Annotated in this window: 22 protein-coding genes and 2 tRNA genes; 11 read left to right on the top strand and 13 right to left on the bottom strand. The window is 58.2% G+C overall.

Annotated features, from left to right (window positions below; translation table 11 throughout):
- Positions 1 to 23: 23 nt before the first annotated feature.
- From WKI89_RS08705 to WKI89_RS08730, 6 genes are all read left to right on the top strand, one after another.
- Positions 24 to 4,604, top strand: coding sequence for a DNA-directed RNA polymerase subunit beta' (locus WKI89_RS08705; protein ID WP_337868892.1), 4,581 nt, complete (start codon positions 24 to 26; stop codon positions 4,602 to 4,604).
- Positions 4,605 to 4,673: 69 nt separating this feature from the next.
- On the top strand, positions 4,674 to 5,279 hold the full coding sequence (locus WKI89_RS08710; RefSeq protein ID WP_337868828.1) for a class II aldolase/adducin family protein: 606 nt from the start codon (positions 4,674 to 4,676) through the stop codon (positions 5,277 to 5,279).
- Between the two features lie 310 nt (positions 5,280 to 5,589).
- Positions 5,590 to 5,808, top strand: coding sequence for a hypothetical protein (locus WKI89_RS08715; RefSeq protein WP_337868829.1), 219 nt, complete (start codon positions 5,590 to 5,592; stop codon positions 5,806 to 5,808).
- Between the two features lie 40 nt (positions 5,809 to 5,848).
- Positions 5,849 to 6,721, top strand: coding sequence for an alpha/beta hydrolase (locus WKI89_RS08720; RefSeq protein WP_337868830.1), 873 nt, complete (start codon positions 5,849 to 5,851; stop codon positions 6,719 to 6,721).
- A gap of 230 nt (positions 6,722 to 6,951) precedes the next feature.
- Positions 6,952 to 7,584: a hypothetical protein gene (locus WKI89_RS08725; RefSeq protein WP_337868832.1), complete on the top strand. Its 633-nt coding sequence runs from the start codon at positions 6,952 to 6,954 to the stop codon at positions 7,582 to 7,584.
- Between the two features lie 84 nt (positions 7,585 to 7,668).
- Positions 7,669 to 8,121, top strand: coding sequence for a cytochrome P460 family protein (locus tag WKI89_RS08730; protein WP_337868834.1), 453 nt, complete (start codon positions 7,669 to 7,671; stop codon positions 8,119 to 8,121).
- Here the strand turns inward: WKI89_RS08730 and WKI89_RS08735 are convergent, their stop codons facing one another.
- Both WKI89_RS08735 and WKI89_RS08740 read right to left on the bottom strand, forming a co-directional pair.
- Positions 8,122 to 8,808 (bottom strand): Crp/Fnr family transcriptional regulator, encoded by a 687-nt coding sequence (locus tag WKI89_RS08735; RefSeq protein WP_337868836.1) that lies wholly within the window; start codon positions 8,806 to 8,808, stop codon positions 8,122 to 8,124.
- 142 nt (positions 8,809 to 8,950) lie between these two features.
- Entirely contained in the window at positions 8,951 to 9,568 is a 618-nt protein-coding gene (locus WKI89_RS08740; protein WP_337868838.1) for a TetR/AcrR family transcriptional regulator, read from the bottom strand.
- 223 nt (positions 9,569 to 9,791) lie between these two features.
- Here WKI89_RS08740 and WKI89_RS08745 point away from each other — a divergent pair.
- Both WKI89_RS08745 and WKI89_RS08750 read left to right on the top strand, forming a co-directional pair.
- A tRNA-His gene (locus tag WKI89_RS08745) sits at positions 9,792 to 9,868 on the top strand.
- Positions 9,869 to 9,944: 76 nt separating this feature from the next.
- Positions 9,945 to 10,029 (top strand) — tRNA-Leu (locus WKI89_RS08750).
- Between the two features lie 77 nt (positions 10,030 to 10,106).
- Here WKI89_RS08750 and WKI89_RS08755 read toward each other — a convergent pair.
- Positions 10,107 to 11,315: an FAD-dependent oxidoreductase gene (locus WKI89_RS08755; RefSeq protein WP_337868840.1), complete on the bottom strand. Its 1,209-nt coding sequence runs from the start codon at positions 11,313 to 11,315 to the stop codon at positions 10,107 to 10,109.
- A 325-nt stretch (positions 11,316 to 11,640) separates the two neighbouring features.
- On the opposite strand from WKI89_RS08755, the gene tig reads away from it, so the two are divergent.
- From tig to clpX, 3 genes are all read left to right on the top strand, one after another.
- Entirely contained in the window at positions 11,641 to 12,855 is a 1,215-nt protein-coding gene (gene tig, locus WKI89_RS08760) for a trigger factor (RefSeq protein ID WP_337868842.1), read from the top strand.
- A 163-nt stretch (positions 12,856 to 13,018) separates the two neighbouring features.
- Positions 13,019 to 13,606: an ATP-dependent Clp protease proteolytic subunit gene (locus tag WKI89_RS08765; protein ID WP_337868844.1), complete on the top strand. Its 588-nt coding sequence runs from the start codon at positions 13,019 to 13,021 to the stop codon at positions 13,604 to 13,606.
- Complete coding sequence (gene clpX, locus WKI89_RS08770; RefSeq protein ID WP_337868845.1) at positions 13,593 to 14,789, top strand: ATP-dependent Clp protease ATP-binding subunit ClpX; 1,197 nt, start codon at positions 13,593 to 13,595, stop codon at positions 14,787 to 14,789. Before WKI89_RS08765 ends, clpX begins: the two co-directional genes overlap by 14 nt.
- A 28-nt stretch (positions 14,790 to 14,817) precedes the next feature.
- Here clpX and WKI89_RS08775 read toward each other — a convergent pair whose 3' ends face one another.
- The 10 genes from WKI89_RS08775 to aspS form a co-directional block, all read right to left on the bottom strand.
- Entirely contained in the window at positions 14,818 to 15,504 is a 687-nt protein-coding gene (locus tag WKI89_RS08775) for a DsbA family protein (protein WP_337868846.1), read from the bottom strand.
- Positions 15,505 to 15,557: 53 nt separating this feature from the next.
- Positions 15,558 to 16,472, bottom strand: coding sequence for an alpha/beta hydrolase (locus tag WKI89_RS08780; RefSeq protein ID WP_337868847.1), 915 nt, complete (start codon positions 16,470 to 16,472; stop codon positions 15,558 to 15,560).
- A gap of 171 nt (positions 16,473 to 16,643) precedes the next feature.
- Positions 16,644 to 17,582: a polyamine aminopropyltransferase gene (gene speE / locus WKI89_RS08785; RefSeq protein ID WP_337868849.1), complete on the bottom strand. Its 939-nt coding sequence runs from the start codon at positions 17,580 to 17,582 to the stop codon at positions 16,644 to 16,646.
- A gap of 103 nt (positions 17,583 to 17,685) precedes the next feature.
- Positions 17,686 to 18,093, bottom strand: a complete 408-nt coding sequence (locus WKI89_RS08790; RefSeq protein ID WP_337868851.1) for an S-adenosylmethionine decarboxylase — start codon at positions 18,091 to 18,093, stop codon at positions 17,686 to 17,688.
- Between the two features lie 323 nt (positions 18,094 to 18,416).
- Positions 18,417 to 18,932, bottom strand: coding sequence for a beta-carotene isomerase domain-containing protein (locus tag WKI89_RS08795; protein WP_337868853.1), 516 nt, complete (start codon positions 18,930 to 18,932; stop codon positions 18,417 to 18,419).
- A 39-nt stretch (positions 18,933 to 18,971) separates the two neighbouring features.
- A complete protein-coding gene (locus WKI89_RS08800) occupies positions 18,972 to 19,496 on the bottom strand; it encodes a hypothetical protein (protein ID WP_337868854.1) in 525 nt (174 codons plus the stop codon).
- 63 nt (positions 19,497 to 19,559) lie between these two features.
- On the bottom strand, positions 19,560 to 20,366 hold the full coding sequence (locus WKI89_RS08805) for an HAD family hydrolase (RefSeq protein ID WP_337868855.1): 807 nt from the start codon (positions 20,364 to 20,366) through the stop codon (positions 19,560 to 19,562).
- Positions 20,367 to 20,431: 65 nt separating this feature from the next.
- Positions 20,432 to 21,256, bottom strand: a complete 825-nt coding sequence (locus WKI89_RS08810) for an HAD family hydrolase (protein ID WP_337868856.1) — start codon at positions 21,254 to 21,256, stop codon at positions 20,432 to 20,434.
- Positions 21,257 to 21,343: 87 nt separating this feature from the next.
- Positions 21,344 to 22,255, bottom strand: a complete 912-nt coding sequence (locus WKI89_RS08815) for a PhzF family phenazine biosynthesis protein (RefSeq protein WP_337868858.1) — start codon at positions 22,253 to 22,255, stop codon at positions 21,344 to 21,346.
- A gap of 42 nt (positions 22,256 to 22,297) precedes the next feature.
- On the bottom strand, positions 22,298 to 24,040 hold the full coding sequence (aspS, locus tag WKI89_RS08820) for an aspartate--tRNA ligase (RefSeq protein ID WP_337868860.1): 1,743 nt from the start codon (positions 24,038 to 24,040) through the stop codon (positions 22,298 to 22,300).
- Between the last annotated feature and the right edge of the window lie 95 nt (positions 24,041 to 24,135).

Below are 24,135 nucleotides of genomic sequence, written 5' to 3' on the forward strand. Positions count from 1 at the left end.
AGAAGTTCACGGAGTGAACGATGATTAAACGAGAAGTTCGCAAAGTAAGAATCGGCCTGGCCGCCCCCGAAAAGATTCGTTCTTGGAGCTACGGCGAGGTCGAAAAACCCGAGACCATCAACTACCGCACCCTTAAGCCCGAGCGTGATGGGCTTTTTGATGAGCGCATCTTTGGGCCGCAAAAAGATTACGAGTGCGCCTGCGGTAAGTACAAGCGCCAGCGCTTCGAGGGCAAGGTCTGCGAGCGTTGTGGGGTGGAGGTAACCAAGAGCATCGTGCGCCGCTACCGCATGGGCCACGTCGAGCTGGCTACCCCCACCGCACATATCTGGTACGTCAAGGACGTACCCTCCAAGATCGGTACGTTGCTAGATCTTTCGGCCCAGGAACTCGAGCAAGTGCTGTACTTTGCCAAGTACATCACCATTGATCCCAGAGGGGCCATGCTGGGCGGTACGCCGGTGCAGAAGCGCCAGCTCCTCACCGACGACGAATACCGCGAACTGCGTTTTGGTAAACAGGAGACCTACGCCATTCCAGCCGGAGTAGAGACCTTTGTCAAAGATGGAGACGAGGTCAAAAAAGGCCAGGAGTTAGCCCCTGGCGTGGTGAGCAAGATGGACGGGCTGGTGCTCTTTCGGTTTCCTCGCCGTATCCGGGTGGAGTACGCTGACAAGGAGCGGGCCAGCCTGACCCTGCCCAAGTCCGCCTGGATTGAGCAGGATAAGTACAAGCCAGGTGAGCCCATCGCCGAGCTCGAGGCCTCCTATCAGATCACCTGTGAGGATGCCGGGGTGGTGGATGTGGAGGAAGTGGGGGACGGAGCCCTGGTCAAAATCCTCGACCCCGAGACGAGCGCGGTGAGCGCCATCTACCTGATTCCTGCCGGGATGCACCTCAAGGTGGGGCAAGGTGAGTTGGTGGGCGGTGGCGACGTATTGGCCCAGGGCAAGGGCCAACTCAGAATGCCCAAAGGCCTTAAGGCGGAGAAGCTCGAGGCCGAAACCGCGAAGAAGGAAGTTCACCTCAGCTTTACCCTCGAGCGCTCCCGCGTGGCCGACTACCCCCTCCAGCCGCATATGCACGTGTTAGCCTCCGAGGGTACGAGCGTGCGTAAGGGCGACAAGCTGGTGGGTGCCATCGAGCCTGAAGAAGAGGTGATTGCCGAGGCCGACGGGGTGGTGCACCTGCACGAGCCCGCCTCCATCGTGGTGATGAAGGCCAAGCTATACCCTTTCGAAGATGATGTGGACGTAACCAACGGCGACCGGGTATCACCAGGCGATGCTCTAGCCGATGGCGGTAGGATCACCTCGGAAATCTATGGCCGGGTAGAAGTCGACTTTATCCGCATGGCGGTACGGGTCATCGAGTCCTACGATATTGATGCCAAGATGGGTGCCCAGGCCATTCAGGAGCTGCTCAAGGATATTGACCTGAGCGTGCTCGAGGCCGAGCTGGTCGAGGAGATGAAGCATCCCAGCCGGGCTAGAAGGGCCAAGGCGCGCAAGCGTCTGGAAGTGGTGCGCTCGTTCCGCGACTCCGGCAACCGCCCCGAGTGGATGGTGCTGGAGGCCGTGCCCGTACTGCCGCCCGACTTGCGCCCGATGGTGCAGGTAGACGGGGGTCGTTTTGCCACCTCCGACCTCAACGACCTCTATCGCCGCCTGATCAACCGCAACAACCGTCTGCGCAAGCTACTCTCGCAGGGTGCCCCCGAGATGATTATCCGCAACGAGAAGCGGATGCTCCAAGAAGCTGTGGATGCCCTGCTGGACAACGGGCGCCGGGGTACGCCGGTCACCAACCCCGGCTCCGACCGGGCCCTGCGCTCCCTGACCGACATCCTCTCGGGCAAGCAGGGCCGCTTCCGCCAGAACCTGCTGGGCAAGCGCGTGGACTACTCGGGCCGTTCGGTAATCGTGGTGGGGCCGCAGCTCAAGCTGCACCAGTGCGGTCTGCCCAAGCGCATGGCCCTGGAGCTCTTCAAGCCCTTCCTGCTCAAGAAAATGGAGGAGAAGGGCATTGCCAACAACGTCAAGAGCGCCCGCAAAATGCTGGAGCGCTCCCGCGACATCAAAGACGAGGTCTGGGACGCCCTGGAGGAGGTCATCCACGGCAAGGTGGTGCTCCTGAACCGCGCCCCCACCCTGCACCGCCTGGGCATTCAGGCCTTCCAGCCGGTCTTGGTGGAGGGGCAGAGCATCCAGCTGCATCCGCTGGTCTGCGAGGCCTTCAACGCCGACTTCGATGGCGATCAGATGGCCGTGCACGTGCCCTTGTCCAGCTATGCTCAGGCCGAGGCCCGCATCCAGATGCTTTCGGCCCACAACATCCTCTCGCCGGCCTCGGGTGAGCCGGTGGCCAAGCCTTCCCGCGACATCATCCTGGGCTTGTATTACATCACCCAGCTCCGCCGTGAGAAAAAGGGCCAGGGCAGTGAGTTCAAAACCATTGAAGATGCGCTAAAAGCCTATGACCAAGGTAAGTTGGCCCTCAACGCTAAGATCAAGGTCGCTGGCAAAGAAACCAGTGTGGGTCGTCTTAAATACGTCTTCAGCAGTGTGGATGAAGCCTTGCTGGCGGTGCAGAGCGGGGTCGTAGACCACCAGGACGTGGTCACGGTGCGCCTGGGCAACAAGCTGCTGGAAACCTCGCCCGGACGGATGCTCTTCTTGCGCATCGTCAGCGAGGCTGTAGAGGATGCGGCGGCTGCAGAAGAGCTGGTCAACCTCGAGGTGGCCCAGGAAAAGAACTCCCTCAAAGACCTGGTCTATAAGAGCTTCCTAGTGCTGGGGGTGGAAAAGACCGCCAACCTGCTGGACGCGCTCAAGTACTACGGCTTTGTGCTCTCCACCACCTCGGGCATTACCATCGGGATTGACGATGCGGTCATTCCGGTAGAAAAGAAGCAGTTCCTGCAGGAGGCCGATGCCAAGCTGGCCCAGATCGAGCAGGCCTTCGAACTGGGCTTAATGACCGATGAAGAGCGCTTCCAGCAGATTCTACAGCTCTGGAGCCAGACCACCGAAAAAGTGACCGGGGCAGTCTTCAAGAACTTCGAGGAAAACTACCCCTTTAACCCGCTCTACGTGATGAGCCAGTCGGGGGCTCGCGGTAACCCCCAGCAGATCCGCCAGATCTCCGGGATGCGCGGCCTGATGGCCAAGCCTTCGGGTGAAACCTACCCCGTACCGGTAAAAGCCTCCTTCCGCGAGGGTCTAACGGTACTGGAATACTTTATCTCGACCCACGGGGCCCGCAAGGGTGGGGCCGACACCGCGCTGCGCACTGCCGACTCGGGCTACCTGACCCGCAAGCTGCACGACGTGGCCCACGAGGTGATCGTGCGGGAGCTGGACTGTGGGACGCCCGACTACATCTCGGTGCCCTTGCTGCAATTCGACGAAGCCTTCCGCAACAAGCGGTTGCGCAAAAAGAGCGATATCGAGTCGGGGCTGTATGGCCGCACGGTAGCCCGCGAATTTGAGATCAAAGGTAAAACCTTCACAGAGGGCCACCAACTTACCCAGGAGGAAGTGAACCTGATCGTCAAGGCCGCCGAAGAGCGCCTGATCGAGGAGGTTCCGGTGCGCTCGCCCCTGACCTGCCGTACCCGTTATGGGGTCTGCCAGCATTGCTACGGCTGGGATCTCTCGGCGGCCAAGCTGGTCTCGATTGGCGAGAGCGTCGGCGTGGTGGCTGCCGAGTCCATCGGTGAGCCTGGTACACAGCTCACGATGCGTACCTTCCACACTGGCGGGGTCGCTTCCGGAACCGACATCACCCAGGGTTTGCCCCGTGTGATCGAGCTCTTTGAGGCTCGCCGGCCCAAGGTTAAGGCGGTCATCGCCGAGATTGACAGCAGCATTCACATCGAAGAGCACGAAGATAAGACCAGTATCTTTGTGAGCAGCGAGGGGTTCTCCAAGGAATACAAGGTGCCCAAGGAGGCCCGTATCACCGTCAAGGAAGGCGAGACCGTGGAGGCGGGGCAGCCCCTCACCCGCGGCGCCATTGACCCCCACCAACTGCTGGAAGCCAAAGGCCCCGAAGCCGTGGAGCGCTACTTGACCGACGAAATCCAGCGCGTCTACCGCGCCCAGGGCGTGAAGCTGCACGATAAGCACATCGAGACCATCGTGCGGCAGATGCTCAAGTACGTCGAAATTACCGACTCGGGCGACAGCCGCTACTTGGAGGGCCAGGTCATCGAGAAGTGGGATGTGGAATCGGCCAACGAAGCCCTAATGGCGGAGGACAAGACCCCCGCCAGTTGGAAACCCATGCTGATGGGGGTGACTAAGAGCGCTCTCTCAACCAAGAGCTGGCTCTCGGCGGCGAGCTTCCAGCACACCACCCATGTCTTGACCGAAGCCGCTGTCGCCGGCAAGCTGGACGAGCTAATTGGTCTCAAGGAAAACGTGATCCTGGGTAAGTTGATTCCCGCCGGTACGGGGTCGGACTTTGTGCGTGATACCCAGGTAGTCGACCAGAAGACCCTCAAGCGCCTCGAGGAGGCCCGCCGCGAGGCCGAACAAGCGCCCGTAGGTGGCCCCCGCCGCCCAGGTGTGCGCCCCGAGCAGCCTGGACGCGAAGCGTAAAACCGAATCGTTGGGCTGTAGGCTGTAGGCATTTGCTTGCAGCCTATGCTTCTTAAGCGCTGGTAGCTGATGAAAGCCAAACTTTATCTCACCTTTCAGCAAGTCGGGGCCGATTTATTTACGGCAGGGCTGGCCTCGGCCACCTCGGGCAACTACTCCGTGCGTGCGGGGGAAGGCTTGTGGATTACCCGCTCGGGTGCCCAGAAGGCTCACCTAACCCCGGACGACCTGATGTTCTTGCCCCTCGAGCCCGACCCCGAAAAAGACCGGGGCGCCTCGGTGGAGCGGGTGATCCACCGCGCCATCTACCAGCAGACCGATGCCACTGCCGTGGTGCACGCCCATCCACGCCATGCCATTGCCCTGTCGTTTCACCTCGATTTCATCGTGCCGATTGACTTAGAAGGGCGCTACTACTTCGATCAGATTCCTGTTTTATCTCCCAAGACGGCCTCAGCAAGCCACGAGGCTGCCGAAGCGGTGGCCAGAGCCTTGCAAAAACACCGGGCCTGTGTGGTGCGCGGCCATGGAGCTTTTGTAAAAGGCATCGAGGAGGCACCAGAAAAATCGCTGTTGCAGGCGTTTTCGCTAATGACCAGCCTCGAGGAAGCCTGTGAAGTGCTTTTTCTCGAGCGTCTGTGGCGGGGAGGGCGCAGTGTGGCTTCCTCGAAGTGAGCGTCTCGAGGAAGCCTGTGAAGTGCTTTTTCTCGAGCGTCTGTGGCGGGGAGGATATGGTGGGGCTTCCCCGAAGTAGGTGTTTATCGGACGATTGTGAAGTGCTTTTTTTTGCTTCTTGATACGCATTTCGGCAGTATCGTTCACTTCGGCAAGCCTAAACGATACTACCGAAATGCTTTTCTACTCCCTTCGGTCGGCTTGAATCCTTCACCTCTGACTGCGGCGGGCGGTGAAGGATTCAAGCGGAAACGGTATGAGACCCGATAAGAAATGTTTACGGCGAGGCTTCGGGGTAGACTGAACCTTGATGAAGGTGCTTTTTGTAGAAGGTAAGAACCCAGAACCCTTGCGCCAACTCGCCCGGCAATACCCACACCCCTACCGGCTGCTTCACCGGGCCGAACAAGGGCTTTACCTGCTCGAGGTCTGGGCGTATGGCCCTGACCTGGAGACAGCGGCGATGGCGCTCGAGGGTTTCCGTAGCTGGAGCTTTGAACTGCTCGAGGAAGGGCTTCGCCGCCCCTAGAGCAGTTCTCGGATAGAGGGAACCACGATAAAGGAACTCAATGCGCGAAGAAATCGATCTAATTGTTGTGGACGATGGGGTAGAGGTCTACCTGGAAGATACCGGCCCCAAGGATGCCCCCGCCATTGTTGTACTGCACGGCGGGCCTGGAGGCAGTAGCTATGCGTTGCGAGAGGGCTTTGGGGAATATTTGGAAGATTTTCGGGTGCTTTATCTCGACCAGCGCGGCGGAGGCCGCAGTCCAGCACTGCCCGAAGAACCGCAACTTTTTACCATAGATGCCTTGGTGGAAGATCTCTTTCACCTACGAGACCATCTGGGCCTGGATACCTGGACATTGCTGGGGCACGGCTTTGGGGGGTTGCTGGCGCTTGATTATGCCCGCCGCTCTCCCGAGACTACCGAACAAGTGCTTTTGGTCAACCCCTGGACGAACTTCCCTTGGCTTGCTGGTCAGCTCTACCGCGCCTCGCTGGCGTTGCGGGGTATTGCACAGCACGACGTCGAGGTGGAAGTGCCCCAGGATGGCACAGGGCTGCTACAGGAAGCCTTTGCCCATGTGGAGCCAAAAGCAGCCTTCGATAAGCTCATGTTTCCAAGTCAGCACAGCCGCATGGAATACGAATGGATGGCGGAAGGCTCTACCGTGGTGGGAGCCGACACACCGGGGCGGATGTTTGTGCTGAATGGGCTTTGGCGCCTCGACTATACCCCCTTTTTGCTAGAGGTGCACGCCCCCACCATGGTGCTGTTGGGCACCTTGGACGCCAGCAGCTACCCCGAAGCTCAGACGATTGCCGATCTTACCGGTGGGCATCTGGAGCTAATCGAAGGCGCGGGCCACTACCCCTGGATTGATCAGCCCTATGCTTTCAGCGAGGTGTTTCAGAATGGGTTCCCAGGCGCTCGATAGGGCATTTCTTGCAAGACCCTGGAGTGTTTGTGAAGTACTTGTCGCAGATTTCACAGCAAGCTCGCCATCTGGCTGATCCTGGTTGCTTGTTCGCAAAACTGCTCTACGAGCCTGAACGGAGGCTCAATTGTAAGCCTGCCAACGGTATTCTGGTGAGGAAGTTTTGACCTACTCGCCAATCTTAGCCCCACGCACACCCGCCCTCCCTATTTAGGCGCACTCTTAAAAGCGTGATTGATCTGCGGGGCTTCAGGGGTTGGGCTGAATTGACCAATCAGCCTTTCTTGCGCCTGCTGCGTCAAGGGCAGGTCTCCAGCCGCGCCTTCACGCGTTGGCTGGTACAGGAGCAGTACCTGTACGAAGCCATGCTGGGGCTGCAAACCTCGCTTTTGCGCCGGGCACCTCAATTGCACCGGCTAATTAAAGCCAATGCCCTACTGGTTACGGTAGAAGAGCTAGACTGGCTTGCCCACCTCGATCTACCTAAAGCCCCCGTACACCCATCTCGCCAAGGTTACCTGGATTTTCTACGGGCCCTCGAGCAAGCCCCCTACGCCGTGGGCACTGTGGCCCATTGGGCTCGGCACAGGGCTTTTTTCGATGCCTGGAGTTCTCTGCGTTCGAGAGACCCGGAGGAAGACCTGGGTGGTCTGGCCGACGAAATTACCCAACACTGGATGGCTCCTGAAGCTCAGGCTCTGATTCACGATTTTGGCAGCCTGGCCCTCGAGGTATCCGAACAACTCTCGCCCACTGAAGTGAACCAAATTGTGGGTCGGGTATTTGAACTCGAGCAGTCGGCTTGGGAGATGGCCCTGGAATTTGCTCTAGACGATAAGTCGGGTGAGGAAAGAGGGTCGTAGCAGACGCTGTGCTGGTTTTCTGTGTTAAGTTCGATACACAAAACCCCCCAGGCGCTCGGTAGCGTGTGTCCTGGGAGGTAACCCATGAAAAAGTGGATGGTTTTTGCCGGACTAGTGGTGGTTGGGATGGTACTAGCCCAGGTGGCAAGCTTAGCAGAGAATATTCGTGGATATGCGGGTTGGACTCGAGTCAACGTAAATAAGATCAACTCGGCCGGTGCGCACCCCCTGGGCAAGGATGTGTACGTCAACCTGACCCCCGACCGGCTGCTGGGCACAAATGGCAACTACAAACTGCCCTTTGCCCAGGGTACGATCTTCGTAAAGGAGCGCGTGGATCCCCAGACCCTACAGGTGACCAACATCTGGGTGATGCAAAAACGCAGCAATAACGCAGGCGACTGGGCCTGGGCTGCCTACGAGCGTAAGGACAACACTATTCAGGGAGGTAACCTGGCTGATCCAGCGATGTGCGTGGGCTGCCACCAGCAGGCCAACGCTACCGATCAGGTTTTTACCCAGTGGGGCCGGCGGTAGCTAGTCTATCTCCTCGAAGCCCTCGAGCCAGCGCTCGAGGGCTTTCAAGTTAACCCGGTACCGGCCCCTTGTACCCTCCACCAGCCCCAGGTTGCGCAACTCACCCAGCGTGTTGGTAACTGTAACCCGGGTGGTTCCGCACATGGCCGCCAGGTCTTCCTGCTTGAGCTCCATGGGCAGATCGCGCCAGGCGGAAAAATCAGGCACGCTGAAGCGCTGAGCCAGCCATGCAAACGCGCGACCCAGGCGATAGGCCGCCGGGGTTGCAGAAACCTCGAGTTGGCCCTCGAGCTGGCTTACCCTGTCGGCCAGCACCTGGGCTAGGCGCAACGCAACATTGGGCAGCTCATTGGATACTTGTACAACCTGACTTTTCTCAACAGGGCAAATTACCACCCGGCTCAGACAGATGGCCGTGTTTGTGTGCGTAGCCTCCTGGGCTAAAAAGTTGATGCCCAGCAGGTCGCCGCCCCCGGCCACGTACACAATACGGTCCTGGCCCCCGCTGGCTACCTTTAGAAGCTTGACTTGGCCTTCAATCAGGATAATCAGACTGTGGCACGGGTCGCCATCGCGGTAAAGGAATTCCCCTGGTTCGAGGGCTCGAGGTGGGCAGATCTGCCCCAACCTTTGGCGCTCGTGCTCGCTCAGGTACTCCAGAAAACTGGGTTGGCGCAGATAAGGCATCACAAGGAATTATACTTGAAGCGACCTGTCCAAATTTATATCCAGAAATCCCAGGCAAACATCCATTCCTAGAAAATCTGTTTGCCAACGGTCTTTTTGACGTATGAAGCTGCTGGTGCTTGCGATGTTTGTGGTGTTGGCATCAGTCTTCGCTGGCGGTAGCACCCAGAGCCTTGAAGATTAGATTGCAATACTGCTGCGCCAGCGTCTCGAGGTTCATTTTGCCCCCTGGCCGGTACCACTGGTAAGTCCAGTTCAGGGCCGAAAGCACAAACAGGCTGGCGATCCGGATATCCTCGACCTGGAAATCCCCCGAACGACTGCCCGCCTCGATAATTCTGCGGAAATAACCCTCGTATGCATCGCGTTGGGCTTTGATCTGGCTTTGTAACGCAGGGCTAAGAAACTTCCACTCGTGAAAAAAGACCGTGGCGTTATCGAGCTCGCGTACAATTACTTCCAGGTGCCCCCGCACGAGATGTCTAAGCTGTTCTTTAGGGGGAAGGCTGGTCGGAATGGCTTCTGCGCTGCTCAGAAACCCGTCTGCAGCGCGATTGACTAGCTTGAATAGCACCTCTTCCTTGGACTCGATGTGGGCGTAGAGGCTGCCCCCTTGCAGATTAACAGCCCTGGCAAGGTCGCGCATAGAAGTGGCGTGAAAGCCCTGGCGGCTAAAAAGTTGGCCTGCCGCGTCCAGGATTTCGTCGCGACGGTTCCCTTTCTCCAGCTTACCTTCTTCTAACGAACGATTGTTTGACACCTTGGCGCCGAGTATAGGGGGTATTTGGAGGAGCGTCAACGCTATAGACTCAAATCCCAACCCCTCTCGAGCTGCCTTGGGCCGATAAAAGACCCATACATCGTGGGGCTTAACCCGCAGCAACCCCAAAACCGGCGAAAGTGGGAATCTATCAAATAAATTTGCCCTTCTTGACGTGCTGGAATCCCAGCCCTACAATACTTTTTGCTGCTGTTGCAGCGTGGTGAGCGTAGCTCAGTCGGTTAGAGCACTGGTCTGTGGATCCAGGGGTCGTGGGTTCAAATCCCATCGCTCACCCCAAAAGTAGGACAGAGGTTGGGGGATAGGGCATATAGAAAACCCTTCCCCCCGCTCTCTGATCTCTTTATTCAAGATTGCGCGGATGGTGGAATTGGTAGACACGCAAGACTTAGGATCTTGTGCCGCAAGGTGTGGGGGTTCAAGTCCCCCTCCGCGCACCACAACCCCGGAGAAGTCCGGGGTTTTTTTATAGACAAACCCCCTCGGGTAAAGCCGAGGGGGGAGGAGGGTGGGTTATTCAGGGCAGGAATGACCAACCATTGCGGTACTTCATCAAGAGCATTTTTTCTACCAGCACCTTGTTAAAGTCACCGAGTACATTGGGCAGCATGATCTGGAACTGGCGAGGTGGGTAGAGGTGGTTGCCCAGGATGATGACCTCTTTGTTCCCCGCATCCATCACACATACAGCGGGCATACTGCCGAAGGACTTGCAGTGCAGGTTGTTGACGTTGCCGTGTAGGATTTCGCGAATATTGTGGGCAGCAGTCTTAGCCATTTCGTCGGTGGGGAAGCCGGTTTTGGGCACCCCGAAGGCCACATCGCCCTTGAAGGGGTTGGGCACTTTGGCAGCCAGTCCTACAGCAAAAACGTTGGGGAAATGCGTGCTCTGGTAGCCGTCGGAGACTTCTACAAAGCCCTTGGCATCTACCAGTTCGGGTGTTTTTTGCATTACCTCCACCCCTAGGAAGGGTGGCACCAGCATGGTGAAGCTGGAAGGTAGCACCTCGCCGGTAGAGAGGACCACGCCATCGGGTCGTACCTCAGTAATAGCCGCATTGGCGCGGTATTCAATGCCTTGCATCTTGAGGAACATCTTGAGCATGGTTTCGCCGCCGGTCATGCCACCGATGCCAAAGTGGCCCAGTGCGGGCTCGGGCGTGACCCAAGTGATGCTGACCTGGTTACGCTTCCCGGCTCTGCGAACCTGGTGATCGAAATTGAAGAGGTATTCGTAGCCAGCACCCATGCAACTAGCACCTGGAACTGCCCCGATTACAACCGGGCCGGGGTTTTGTAGGAATTTCTGGTAGGCTTCATAGGTTTTCTCGGCATCAGGTGGAGTGAAGATGGAGTGGGAATAGCCTTTGGGGCCCAGCCCTGGCACTGCATCCCAGTCCAGCTTGGCTCCGGTAGCAACAACTAGGAAGTCGTAGTCAATCACCGTTCCATCGGCTAGTTCGACCTTGTTCTCTTGGGGTTTGATCTGGGTGGCTTCGCCAAAAATGAACTCGATACCCCCACGCCGGAAGGTGCTCTCTGCATCGAAGGTGATGTCCGAGACCTTGCGGCGACCAAAGGGAACCCAGATCAGGGAGGGGATATAGACGAACTCTTTTTGCCTCGAGACCACCACAATTCGGGCCTCTTTGCCCAGTTTGCGCTTCAGCTCGAAAGCACTGGTCATCCCGCCAAAGTTTCCGCCGATTACCAGAATGGTTTTCATGGTTTGCTCCTTATTTGATAAGGTACTTTATACTTGTGGGGGGTATATAGGGTCAGTTGTCCCGTCGAAGTTCTCGAGTCTTGGAGCCAAAAAACCACCCTCCACCTTGTTTGAGTTGCGCTAGAGTTGATGGGTAAACCAGAAAATCAATGAGGTAGAACTCGAGGTTTTTGTGTACTAAACAACGATATGAAGCCCTTATACTCACTGCTTACCGCTGCAAGCACCTTCCAAGGGGTATTTTCTTTTTGGGGTGTACGAAAATCGTGTAGGGGGTTGTACACTGTATCCTTGGCGGCCCCAGGGGTCGAACTTGAGGTGTGTTGTGGCAGAAATTCTTGAACGTGAAGGCTATAAGGTAAAAATCAAGGTTGAGGTTCCGGCCAGCCAGGTTGAGCAGACCTATCAATCGGTGCTGAGCAGCTATGCAGGGCGGGTAAAGCTGCCTGGTTTTCGTGCTGGCAAGGCCCCGGCTAAGGTAATTGAGGCCAAAATTGGTAAAGAATCTTTGTTGGACGAAGTAAAAGAAGCCCTGCGCGACGAGACCTTTCCCAAAGCTGCCCAGGAGTTGTCGTTGCTGCCAGTGGGGGCACGGGTTCTGGACGAGAGTCTGACCTTTGGTCAGCCCTTCGTTTATACCGTGGAAGTGGAGAACTACCCAGAAGTAAAGCTGCCTGACTGGCGAAGCTTCAAGCTCGAGGTCGAAACCCCCGAAGTGACCGACGATGCGGTCAGCCGGGCCCTAGATGATCTGCGTAACCGCTATGGCGAAATGGTGGCGGTGGATCGGGAAGCCCAGGAAAAAGACAATGTCTTTATCGAGACCGATGACGGAGGGCGCTTCCCGGTGGTGATGGAGAATGCCCAGCCGCACGTACGTGAGGCCTTGTTGGGCAAGAAAGCCGGGGATGAGGTAGTGGTGCCAGTCAAAGACGGCGAAACCATCGTACGCGAGGTCAAGACTAAGATCCTGGAAGTTAAGGCCCTCAAACTACCCGAACTGGACGACGAATTTGCCAAAACGGTGGGCGAAGATAACCTAGATGCCCTCACTACCAAGGTGCGGGAGAGCCTGACAGCCCAGTTTGCGCGCGAGATCCGCAATGCCAAGGCCAGCCAGTTGCTTGACAAGCTTGGCGAGGCCATCGAAGCCGATATTCCGCCCACCATGCTGGCCCGCGAGGAGCAAAGCCTGCTAGAGAGCCTGGCCGATGACTTCAAGCAACAAAAACTCGAACTCAGCGAGTATATCGCCCAACTGCAGAAGGAAGGCAAGCTCGAGGAGTTCAAGCAAAACCTTACCGAAAGTGCTACCAAGCGTCTGCGCCGTTCGCTGGCAGTGGAAGCCCTGACAGAGGAGCTTAAGACAGAGCTGAGCCAGGAAGAGTTCGATGAGTTCTTGGCTGAAATGGCGCGTTCCTACCGCACAACCCCATCCCGCCTGCAAAGTGAGCTGGGCCGGGAAGCCATTGCCCGACTGCGCATCCAGCGGCTACACGACAAAGCGCTGTTCGAGGCAGTGTCTTCAATCGAAAGCTAGAGCCCTCGAGCGCGCTATTTCAAAATCGAACGGATCTTATTTGCGCAAGATTGTAGATGCTGGTCCAAAAACAATGCAGACGCCTCAAGCAAAGCGTAAAGAATCAGGTTTATGTGCGCCAATGCCCTCTTGTGCTGGCATTCAGGCATAGAATAGAGCCGATATGGTAGTTCCCTACGTCATCGAACAGACTGCCCGTGGTGAGCGGGTCTACGACATCTACAGTCGCCTGCTCAAAGACCGCATCATCTTCTTGGGTACGCCCATAGACTCTCAGGTAGCCAATACCATCGTGGCGCAAATCCTGTTCCTGGCGGCGCAAAATCCCAACCAGGAAATCCGTATGTACATTAATTCTCCTGGTGGGGATGTGGATGCGGGGCTGGCTATTTACGACACCATGCAGTTTGTATCAGCCCCTGTTTCGACCATCTGTGTGGGTCTGGCTGCCTCGATGGGAGCGGTCTTGCTCACGGCGGGGGCGCCTGGCAAGCGCTACGCATTGCCGCACTCCAAGGTTATGATCCACCAGCCCTGGGCCAGGGGGCTGGGTGGTCAAGCTACTGATATTGCCATTCAGGCCGAGCAAATCCTCAAGACCCGCAAGGTTCTTAATGGCATCCTGGCCCGCCACACCAACCAGGTTCTGGAAAAAGTCGAGCGCGATACTGAGCGCGACTACTACCTTACCGCCGAAGAGGCCGCCAGCTATGGCTTGGTAGATCAGGTGGTTAGCCGTGAGACGCAGTAAGCCTTCTTGCAGCTTCTGTGGACGTAAACACCCCGAGGTGGCGCATCTAATCGAGTCGCCCTTGGGCGAGGTGTTTATCTGCAATGAGTGTGTGGAGCGGGCTAACGACCTTTTAGAAGCGGAGCCCAAGCAAAGCTTTGTGGGCCCCAGTCACCTGCCCAAACCTGTTGAGATCAAGAGCTTCCTAGACCAATACGTAATCGGGCAGGAGATGCCCAAGAAAACCCTCTCAGTGGCGGTATATAACCACTACAAGCGTCTAATGCATCCGGAAGCCGAGGTACAGAAGTCCAATGTGCTGCTGATTGGCCCCACCGGAACTGGCAAAACCCTGCTGGCTGAGACTTTGGCCCGGATGCTGGATGTGCCCTTCGCCATTGCCGATGCCACTACTCTGACTGAAGCGGGCTATGTTGGCGAGGACGTGGAAAACGTATTGCTACGCCTTTTACAGGCTGCTGATTTTGATGTGCAAGCTGCCGAGAAGGGCATCATCTACATTGATGAAATTGACAAAATTGCCCGCAAATCCGAGAACCCTAGCCTGACCCGCGATGTCTCGGGGGAGGGGGTACAGCAGGCTTTGTTGAAGATTGTGGAGGGTACCATTTCCAACGTGCCCCCCCAGGGTGGACGCAAGCATCCCCACCAGGAATTCATTACCCTAAATACCAAGAACATTCTTTTTATTCTGGGGGGAGCCTTTGACGGCCTCGAGCGCATCGTGCTCTCGAGGGTAGACCAGAACCCCATTGGCTTTACTCGACCCAAGAAAACCGAAGAAAAACCTGAGCCCATCCCCGAAGACCTGGTTCGCTTTGGCCTAATCCCTGAGTTTGTGGGCCGCATGCCGCTGATGGTGCAGCTCGAGGCCCTAGACGAAGAGGCCCTGGTGCGAATCCTGACCGAACCCAAGAACGCCCTTATACGTCAATACCAGGAGCTCTTGCGTATGGAAGGTATAGAAATCCGCTTCACGCCGGGTGTGCTACGTGAGATTGCCCGCCGTGCCCTCAAGCGCGGCACCGGTGCGCGCGGCTTGCGGGCAGTTATCGAAAAGGCCATGGTTGAGCTAATGTTCGAGTTGCCTGGTTCGGGGGTCTCGGAAGTGGTCTTCGATCTACCCCACCTCGATAAGCCGCTAAAAGCCCTCGAGGAAGCCCGCTTGCGCCAGGCTTCCTGAAGACACAAATAGGGTAAATGCAACCTGCCTAAGGCTTGGCTGGACTGCTAGCCCCGCCCTGATCGCCACCGGTGGCCTGGCTAGCCAAGGCTTTATCCAGAATTTCACGCCAGCTATCGTAGGAGCGCTGGCCGGTAAACTTCTCACCGTTCACGAAGAAGCTTGGGGTTCCGGTGAGCCCCAGTTCGCCCGCCAATTTCTGGTCGGCGAGCACCCCCGCCCGCTTGCTGCCCAACTTCAGGCACTGTGAGAAAGTAGCCGGGGCCATGCCAATCTGGCCTGCCAGGTCGGCAAAGTAGTTGTCCAACGCCTGACCGCTGAGGCCTGCCCACTGCATTTGCGCGCGGAAAAGGGCCTCGTGATATTCGACATATAGGTTGCTGTCGGCTGCGCAAGCAGCAGCCTCTCCGGCCCGAATTACGTTCTCCTGCCCGCCAAAGGGGAAATCGCGGAAAATGTAGCGCACCTTGCCGGTATCTATGTAGTCCCTCTTAATGAGGGGAAACACGTCGTTGGCGTGGTCGCGGCAGTGGCCACACAGGTAGTTCGAAAAATCCACCACCGTTACCTTGGCATCCGGGTTACCGATGGCGAACCTAGCGCCCCTGGCAGCATCGGCGGCACCAGCGGAGGGTTGGGGTCGGAGCACCAAGAACAACACAGCGGCTATGACAGCAGCCAAAAGTGCGACGGCAACAAAAAGCGTCCTTTGCATGGTTTAGATTCTATTGCTTTGGGATGAAAAAATGCAGAAGCTGGCCCTCGCCATCAAGGCGCTTTGCTCCAAAATGCGCTCAAGGCTGCCTTCACCTCGTCCGGCTTTTCAAAATGAGGCAGTCCGTCGGTATCGGGAATCCGAACTACACTGGCGTTTGGTTTTTGTGCGAAAACCGCAAGGTTCTCGAAGGAAACGAAGCCGTCCTGGTCGTAGAGAACCAGCACCGGAATGGTGAGTGGATCAAAGAGCCGGTTGTAGGCATCGCGGGTAAACAGCCGGCCGCTCACGAAGTAAATGGGGGCAAACTTGGCTCCCGGCTGGTGGGTGGTCTGCTGGGCGTAGTCTACGACTTCGGCAGGCACCGGCCCGCGAAAGCTGCGGTCGAGAAAGAACTCGAGCACAAAACGGGTGCTCAGCAACCCAAACAACGGGTCGCCGATGGCGCTGAGAAACCCAAAGAGCGAGGTGCCACCGTCTTGCTCGGAGGCTTCCTGAGAGGCGCCGGTGGGGGTCCCAAACCCGCTGGGGCTGATCAGGGCCAGGGTCTTGATGCGTGGCTCGGCCAGTGCAGCTCGAGCCGCAAACTCGCTACCCAGGCTGAGGGCCACCACGTCTACCTCGCTATTGAGTTGGTTCACCAACGCGAGGAGCGCCCGGCTCATCAACTTGGGGGTGTAGGGGGTGTCCGGGCGGTCACTGCTGCCAAAACCAGGCCATTCCAAGACATACAGCGGGCGACTTCCGACAAACATATCCCACACCGGCCTCATCTCGTAGGCGCTGGCTGCGGCATTCACGGCGTGGGTCAGAATGAGCGGCCGACCTGTGCCTTCCGGGCTGGCGTAGTAGCTGACCCTGCCAAAACCCGGCAGCTCGAGGCTCCTTCGCTCGGCCTGCACCGCCGGACGCAGAGAGTAGCCGTCGGGGCCTGGTGTTAGAGTCGCTGGCGCGCACCCGGAAACCACCAGGCCTAATAACAGGGCTAGCAATGCAACATATACCGCTCTCGGCAAACCACAATCGCTATACATAACCTTACCTTAGCGTTAAGGCTTATAAGCCAAAGTGGCCTCTGAGCAGTTTTGGCGAAATCCAACCCAAAGACCTGGGTGGCCTGGATTCCAGAACATCCAGGCTCAAGCCCCGGACTGCCGGGCCTCGCCCTCCTCGGTGAGCCAGAAGGGCTGGCTGTCACGTGAGACCATTTTTTCTGCGGCAATGGCCTCTTTGAGGTCTTTGGGCAGCACAAACATGGCCTCGGTGAAGGCGGCATCCAGGTGCCTGAGGGCCAGACCGCGCTCGACGATGCGGGTTTCCAGGATGCCCTCGCTCAAACCGGTAATGTCCACGGCATCGGAGGCCACAATGAAACCAAAGTTGAGCATAAACCCTGGAATGTAGTTGCGGTAGCTGCGGGTGTGCTTGAAGACCTGCTTGACGGTGTTGTGTACCACCGGGTGCATCTTGTGGTGGGTGAGCAGAATCATGCCCGCCTGCATGGCCATCAGGCCGCCGGGGTTGAGGCGGCGCTTGAGAAGTTCGTAAAATTCCACAGTAAAGAGCATGCGCGCCGGGTTATCCTGGCCTACAGGGTCGTTCAGGTCCACGATGATCACATCGTAGGTATCGGGGTGGTTCTCCAGCCAGCCCCTGGCGTCCTCGGTAACGACCTGGGCCCTGGGGTCGTCGAAGGCGCCCTGGTGCCACTCGGGCAACAGACGGCGGGCCATTTCTACCAGCTCGTCGTCAATGTCGCACATCACGGCTTTTTCCACGGTGGGATGCCGCAGGACTTCCCGCAAAGTAGCCCCTTCACCGCCCCCCACGATGAACACCGAGCGGGGATTGGGGTGGGCCAGCATGGCCGGGTGAACCAAGGTCTCGTGGTAGATGTACTCGTCGCGCTCGGTAGACTGGACGTCCTTGTCGAGCACCAGTACCTTGCCAAAAGCACCGGTCTGAAAGATGAAGTAGTCCTGGAACCGGGTGCGCCCTGCCGCCAGCACCTTCTCCATGCGGCGGTAGATGGCCTCGTAGGGTGTGACTTGCTCGAGGTAATACATACCATATTCCATGGGTGTCCTCCAGATTTGAGCCAGGGGTGATAGGGGTTGTAACCCCATTCGAAGGTTTTATCGCTTTTCTACCCAGCTCTATATCCCCTGCTTCCCTCAAGTCTTATTCTGCTCGTTTGGATTCCGAACCCTGTACCCGGCGCTTAATTTCGTGCTCGCCGCCCCGCCACAAGCGAAAGGCCGATTCCTCCCTGGCCCCAAAAGCCCTGGCCAGCCCGCGCAAAACCGATTCGGGGTCTACGTCGGGCCTATAGAAATAGAGATCGAGCGCAGCGGATACATCGTCCTCGGGCCAGGTATGAATCATTACTGCTGCTACCGGCGAAAGGATTGCTGCCGAGAGTCCTTGAGGATAAAACTTGTAGACCGTGGATTGTACGCTTCCAGGTGGTGCACCCAGTTTGATGACGGCATCCCTGAGAGCCACCTCTACCAGTTTGGGGTTTTCCAGCACTTCCAGGTTGCAGCCATAAATCTCAGCAACCCAGCGGCCTCCAGTAACGGCTGTCACGGCTGTATATGGTAGCACAGCCTGCAAAAAGGGCTGGAGATGTTTTTGGGAGAAGGCTGCCAGGGGTATCAATGCTTTGATACCGTTTCCGCTTGAATCCTTCACCGCCCGCCGCAGTCAGAGGTGAAGGATTCAAGCCGACCGAAGGGAGTAGAAAAGCATTTCGGTAGTATCGTTTAGGCTTGCCGAAGTGAACGATGCTACCGAAATGCGTATGAAACAAGCTCGACTTATACCAACCTCTGCGTTTGAGGGGCGCATATAGCACCCCTCCCAGATATTAAGGGAGCCAAATCCATCCCAGGAATCAAGTTACCGGAGCACTAAGACTGCAATTGCCGATGGGAGCCGCTAAGGAGGCTTAACTCTGCCGTGCAGGAGAGATTGCTTTGGTTTGGCTCGAGGCGTAGTTCTACTTCCAGTACTTCGCGGAAGAAGTTTTCGGTAGGCAGTTTGCAAGCCCGCAGGCAGGCTTCGGGGCCGGCCTGTTCCGCAAACTTGCACCGACTGATGTGAATCTGGTTTTGTGTAATGGGTTTGGACTGGCCCACTAGGAACCGAAAGGCCAGGGGGGTACCCCACATCAGCAAGGAGTGGGCGGATCCGGGTGCGGTTTTTGTAATCACGCGTAGCAAGCTCAAAACGGGGGTGGTGAAGAAAGCCCGGTAGGTCTGGAAGATGCGTTGTTGGATGTCGTCGGGGTTATAGGTTTGCAAAACCTCTCGCACCTCTTCCACAAGCCCCCTGTAGCCCGGCAGCGCCGAGAGTTTACCAAAACTCGAGGTGTGTGCACTACGAAAGCGCTCGAGCAGCCACCGATCCAGCCACGAATCTTCCATTTGCTCCCCAATTTAGCCTGTTTCTCGATGAAGTCTGGCTCAAATAACCTTGGATCCATTGGCCTGTGACGAGGCTGCCCTTTGGGGCGTTTCTTCGGTCTGCTTAAGCCAGCGCAGGGTCATGCCGATTTGTAGGAACAATACCAATAAAATCAGAACCCCTATGGCATCGGTAGGTTCGGCTCCGCTCATTAACCAACCAATTGGGCTAGGGGCCGGCAGGCCCCAGGTATGGGTCAGTATGTAAACCATGGCGGTGAAAACCCCTATTCCCACCGCTACCAACAAGAAAGGCCGGGCCTGGGGTTTGGGGATACTGCCGTTGTGCATAAAGCCCAGCATCAGGACAAAAAACCCGGTAGCCATTAGAAGAGAAATGCCCCACAGCATGATTTGAGCATAAAAGAAAGCCTGCGGCTGCTCGAGCATCAGTTGATCTATTCCAATCGCCCCACAGGGCCCGCCGCCCAGGGGCGTACCCGCCCAGCCCAACAGTTGTAGGGCAAAGGGGAGGAACATGAGCCCCACCAGTACACCCAGTAGTCGGTCACGAATACCGAACATGTGCCAATGGTGGCACTGACTCTGGAATGTGTGTAGGGAAAAATATCCCGATGGCTTTCAGCCCTACCCATTGAGCGCCAGAATGTATTCGATGGCCTGGGCAAAGCCATTTTCGCGCACATGGCCGGTGATGTGATCGGCCACGGCCTTGATTTCATCCACTGCATTGCCCATGGCAACGCCCAGACCGGCATCGCGGATGGCCTCGAGGTCGTTGTGGCTGTCGCCAATCATGGCAATTTCCTCGAGGGCGAACCCGTAGTGCCCTGCCAGCCAGCGCAGCCCGGACGATTTGGACACGCCCTTCTTGATTACGCCGGTAATCACCTCGCGCGGGCTGATGTACTCGGCCAGATCAATCTCGGGCAGGGTCGCCAGGTCGGGTTTGACCGTCTCCCACAGGCTCAGGTCGGGCACCACGAACCACAGCCGCACCAGGGTCTCGCGGATTTCCTCAAAGATGGCCGAGCGGGCCACCACCCCGGTCATCTCGATGTGGGTTAGCAGCTCGGGGGGCATCAGCTCGTTTTCGTAGTAGCGGCCGCCATCGGCTCCCATCAGATCGAAAGGCAGGGCATGTTTTCGGGCCAGGGCGATGACTTCTTGCAACCGGGGGACGGCTTCGGCAAAGAGCGAGCGCCCCCATGCTTCGCAGATGGAAGCACCATCGTTGAAGACATGGGGACCATCGGGTTGTAGCCGCTGGGCATACTGGAGGCCATGCCCCCCCTGCGGACGGCCGGTACAGACCGCGAACTTCAGGCCAGCCGAACGGCCCCGTTCGATGGCTGCCCAGGCCGACTCCGGCACGCCGAGGTTTCTTCCAGCGTAGAAGGTTCCATCCAGATCGAGTGCTACCAGTTTTACCATGCAGGTTCTCCATAGACTTGCATAATATTTTCACGAACAAGGTTTATCGTGAAATAATACACATGTTAGCCTCCGGCCAGTCGTGTTCTGAGCATATCCAGGGCTTGCTCGAGGCCGCACGCATTCACCGGCCCGACCACAAAGTCGGCGGCCTGCTTGACCGCTTCCGGGGCGTTGCCCATGGCGATCCCCAGGCGGGCGGCGCGGATCAGCTCGAGGTCGTTTTCACCGTCTCCAATCATGGCGCACTGGCTCAAATCCAGACCCAACTGGGCCGCGACCCACTCCGCAGCCGCCCGCTTCGACACCCCCGATGCCGTAACCGAACTGAAGCTGACACCCAGAAGGCCGGGGCTGGTCGCTTCGTGGAGCGCGACCTCTGGCATGGCCAGAACCGCTTCCCGCACGGTTTGCCAGGCAGGTGAGGGGCGGGCCACAAACTGCACCCGGATAATCTGCCCAGGAACCGTCTCGAGGTTGCGTAACTCGGCTCCAAAGCCCAGCATGCGCTCGTGGGCCAGCAGGTCGGGGTGTTCGCTTTCACGGAAAAAGCCGCCCTCGGCGGTGTAAACCTCAAAAGGGATGCCGTGGATACGGCTCAGCTCCAGTAGCGTGCGGTAGGAAGCCTGCGGTAGCGCCGAAACCTTCACGGGCTCGCGGTGGCCCGAGAAAATCACCGCCCCCGACTCGAAGATATGAAACCCCTCGGGGTCGAGGCGTTCGGCGTACTCGAGGGCGAACCCACGTCCAGGCCGCCCGGTACAGATGCTAAGGTGCAGCCCTGCTGCCCTGGCCCGTGCTGCGGCATCCCAGGCGCACTGCGGAACCCCGGTGGGGCCGAACAGGGTTCCATCTACGTCTATGAGCACCAGCTTGATGGGTTTATCCATAAATCTTCAGTTTATATGTGACCTGTAAGGTCTAGAAAGAGAACCACGGATGCTTCCTAGGCAAGGGGGTCAAGCTACCATGGCCTCTTAGTTGGGTGTGCCCCCCAGTTCTACCACGCCGGTTTCGGCCACCACGGCGGTACCGCCGATGTATACACCCAGAATGTTGCCGGCAGGGCCGTACTCCACCCGCACGTCCACCTGGCCGGGACCGCCCATGCGGTGGCCCTGGGTGACGGTCAGGTGGACCTCTCCCTCCCAGCGCGGCACCACCCCGGCGCGGGCCAGCAGGGCGCCCAAAGCCGCGTTGGGCGAACCGGTCACGGGGTCTTCGGGGATGCCCAGGGCGGGCGCGAAGGTACGGGCATAGAAGCGGCGGGGCCCGTACGGGGCATAGACGTGAACGGTGGCAACCTCGAGGTTCTTCGAAAGCTCGGCCAGCTTTTCCATCTCCGGCTCGAGGGCATCTACCAGGCCAGGAGCGATCACCGGCATGAATAAGGTCCAGAGCCCGGTAAAGGTGATGCCATAGGGGAGACCCCGGTGCAGGTAGCGCTCGTTGGCGCCCATTACCTCGATGAACTCCTGCAAAACCTTCCAGGGGGGCGGGTCGCGGAAACGGGGAGCTGGGCTTTGCACCAGGGCCCGCGCATCCTGTAGCTCAACCGCGAGCGTCTCCCCGATGGTGCGCAAATAGAGCTTGTTGAGACCCGGTGGGAGCTTTTCCTCTCTGGCCAGGGTGAGGGCCAAGGCAACCGCTGCGTGGCCGCTAAACTCCACCTCCCCATTGGCAGCAAAAAAGCGCACCCCAAACCCCGAACCATCCCAGTCGGTCACAAAAGCGGCCTGGGGTTGTCCGAGCTTGGCCGCTACCAACTGCATCTCCTCGGTGGTCATTCCCCGTGCATCCAGCACCAGCGCGACCCGGTTGCCTCCGCCGGGCGTGGCGGTAAAGGCATCTGCTAGCAGGTAGGGAATGCGGTGGGCTGCATTAGCCACGCGGCACCCCCTTTGAAAGTGGACACTCGAGGCCCAACCCCCTCATGCCTCCTCCAGCACTGCCAGACCGACGGCTTTTAGCTGGGCCTCATCCACAGGCGCGGGTGCGCCGGTAAGGGGTTCCTTGCCCTCTTTGTTTTTGGGGAAGGCGATCACCTCGCGGATGGACTCCTCCCCGGCCAGATTGGCCACAAAGCGGTCCAGCCCCCAGGCAATCCCGCCGTGCGGGGGTGCCCCATAGGAGAGGGCCTCGAGCAGAAAACCAAATTTCTCCTGCGCTTCGGCGGGCCCGATGCCGAGCTGAGCAAACATCCGCTCCTGCAGGTCGCGGCGGTGGATGCGGATCGAGCCCCCGCCCACCTCGCTGCCATTGAAGACGAAGTCGTAGGCGTAAGCGCGTACCCTGCCGGGGTCGGTCTGTAGCAGGGGCAGGTCTTCCAGGTTGGGACTGGTAAAGGGGTGGTGCATATAGGTCCAGCGCGCCCCTTCCTCATCCCATTCCAGCAAGGGAAAGTCCACCACCCATAGAAACTTGAATCCGGGCTCAATCAAGCCCAGCCGTTTGCCCAGCTCGAGGCGCACGGCCCCCAGGCACTCCACCGTCTTGCGCCAGGGACCGGCCACCAGCAGGATGGTTTGGCCCTCTGCAACAGCCAGGTGTTCCAGCAATCGGGAAGGGATGAATTTGGAAATGCCGCCAGTGAGCGTGCCGTTTTCCATGCGGGCCCAGGCCAGCCCGGCGGCCCCCTTGGCCTTGGCGATGGCCTCGAGCTCGTCAATTTCCTTGCGTGGCAGCAGACCCGGCACCACCAGCGCTTTGACCGTTTCCGCCGCGGCAAAAGCGCGGAACTCACCACCCCGGAAGACCTCAGTTACATCGGAGAGCTCGAGGCCAAACCGCAGGTCGGGCTTGTCCGAGCCGTAGCGGTTCATGGCTTCGGCATAGCTTAGGCGGGGAAAGGGGAGGGGTAGCTCGACCCCCAGGGTTTCGCGGACCACATAAGCGGCCAGCCGTTCGTTGAGCTCCATGATGTCGTCCTGGGTCACAAAAGACATCTCCAGGTCGAGCTGGGTGAAGTCGGGCTGGCGGTCGGCCCGCAGGTCTTCGTCGCGGAAGCAGCGGGCAATCTGAAAGTAGCGGTCGTAGCCGGCCACCATCAGCATCTGCTTGAAAAGCTGGGGCGACTGCGGCAGAGCATAAAAGTGGCCCGGCTCGAGCCTCGAGGGCACCAGAAAGTCGCGCGCACCCTCGGGGGTCGAGCGGGTCAGGTAGGGGGTCTCGATGCTGATAAACCCTTCCTCATCGAGGAAGCGGTAGATGGCTGCAATCACCTTGTGCCGTAAGCGCAGGTTCTCGTGCAGGCGCTTGCGGCGCAGGTCCACCACGCGGTTCTTTAGGCGCACCTCCTCGTTCACACTCTGGTCGGCCTCACCACGCCAGCCAGCATCTATGGGAAATGGCGGCGTCCTGGCCTCGGAGAGCACTAGGAGCACTTCCGCGGCCACCTCGACCGCGCCGGTCTGTAGTTTGGGGTTCACCTGTTCGCTGGGTCGTTTGCGCACCACCCCTTCGATGCGCACCACCCACTCCGAGCGCACCTGGTTGGCCTCGGCAAAACACGCGCTGTCGGGGTGAACCACCACCTGCACAATCCCCTCGCGGTCTCGCAGGTCTATAAAGATCAGACCCCCCAGATCGCGTCGGCGGTTGACCCAACCTTCCAGCACCACCCTTTGTCCTGCAAGTTGTTCGCGTAAGTTGCCGCAATAGAGCGTACGACGCATAGACTTTAGCATACCTTTTTCTAAAAACTTCTCAAATCAAGGTTAGATTACTCAAGGAATAATTTCACGAGCAAATTTATCGTGAAATAGAACAC

The organism is Meiothermus sp., from assembly GCF_037443965.1.
Classification (GTDB): Bacteria; Deinococcota; Deinococci; order Deinococcales; family Thermaceae; genus Meiothermus.

Excerpts from the sequence above, each read along its gene's own strand:
- WKI89_RS08710 (WP_337868828.1), top strand. The coding sequence starts at position 4,674 with ATGAAAGCCAAACTTTATCTCACCTTTCAGCAAGTCGGGGCCGATTTA.
- WKI89_RS08715 (WP_337868829.1), top strand. The coding sequence starts at position 5,590 with ATGAAGGTGCTTTTTGTAGAAGGTAAGAACCCAGAACCCTTGCGCCAA.
- WKI89_RS08720 (WP_337868830.1), top strand. The coding sequence starts at position 5,849 with ATGCGCGAAGAAATCGATCTAATTGTTGTGGACGATGGGGTAGAGGTC.
- WKI89_RS08730 (WP_337868834.1), top strand. The coding sequence starts at position 7,669 with ATGAAAAAGTGGATGGTTTTTGCCGGACTAGTGGTGGTTGGGATGGTA.
- WKI89_RS08735 (WP_337868836.1), bottom strand. The coding sequence starts at position 8,808 with ATGCCTTATCTGCGCCAACCCAGTTTTCTGGAGTACCTGAGCGAGCAC.
- WKI89_RS08755 (WP_337868840.1), bottom strand. The coding sequence starts at position 11,315 with ATGAAAACCATTCTGGTAATCGGCGGAAACTTTGGCGGGATGACCAGT.
- WKI89_RS08765 (WP_337868844.1), top strand. The coding sequence starts at position 13,019 with ATGGTAGTTCCCTACGTCATCGAACAGACTGCCCGTGGTGAGCGGGTC.
- WKI89_RS08775 (WP_337868846.1), bottom strand. The coding sequence starts at position 15,504 with ATGCAAAGGACGCTTTTTGTTGCCGTCGCACTTTTGGCTGCTGTCATA.
- speE (WP_337868849.1), bottom strand. The coding sequence starts at position 17,582 with ATGGAATATGGTATGTATTACCTCGAGCAAGTCACACCCTACGAGGCC.
- WKI89_RS08795 (WP_337868853.1), bottom strand. The coding sequence starts at position 18,932 with ATGGAAGATTCGTGGCTGGATCGGTGGCTGCTCGAGCGCTTTCGTAGT.
- WKI89_RS08800 (WP_337868854.1), bottom strand. The coding sequence starts at position 19,496 with ATGTTCGGTATTCGTGACCGACTACTGGGTGTACTGGTGGGGCTCATG.
- WKI89_RS08805 (WP_337868855.1), bottom strand. The coding sequence starts at position 20,366 with ATGGTAAAACTGGTAGCACTCGATCTGGATGGAACCTTCTACGCTGGA.
- WKI89_RS08810 (WP_337868856.1), bottom strand. The coding sequence starts at position 21,256 with ATGGATAAACCCATCAAGCTGGTGCTCATAGACGTAGATGGAACCCTG.
- aspS (WP_337868860.1), bottom strand. The coding sequence starts at position 24,040 with ATGCGTCGTACGCTCTATTGCGGCAACTTACGCGAACAACTTGCAGGA.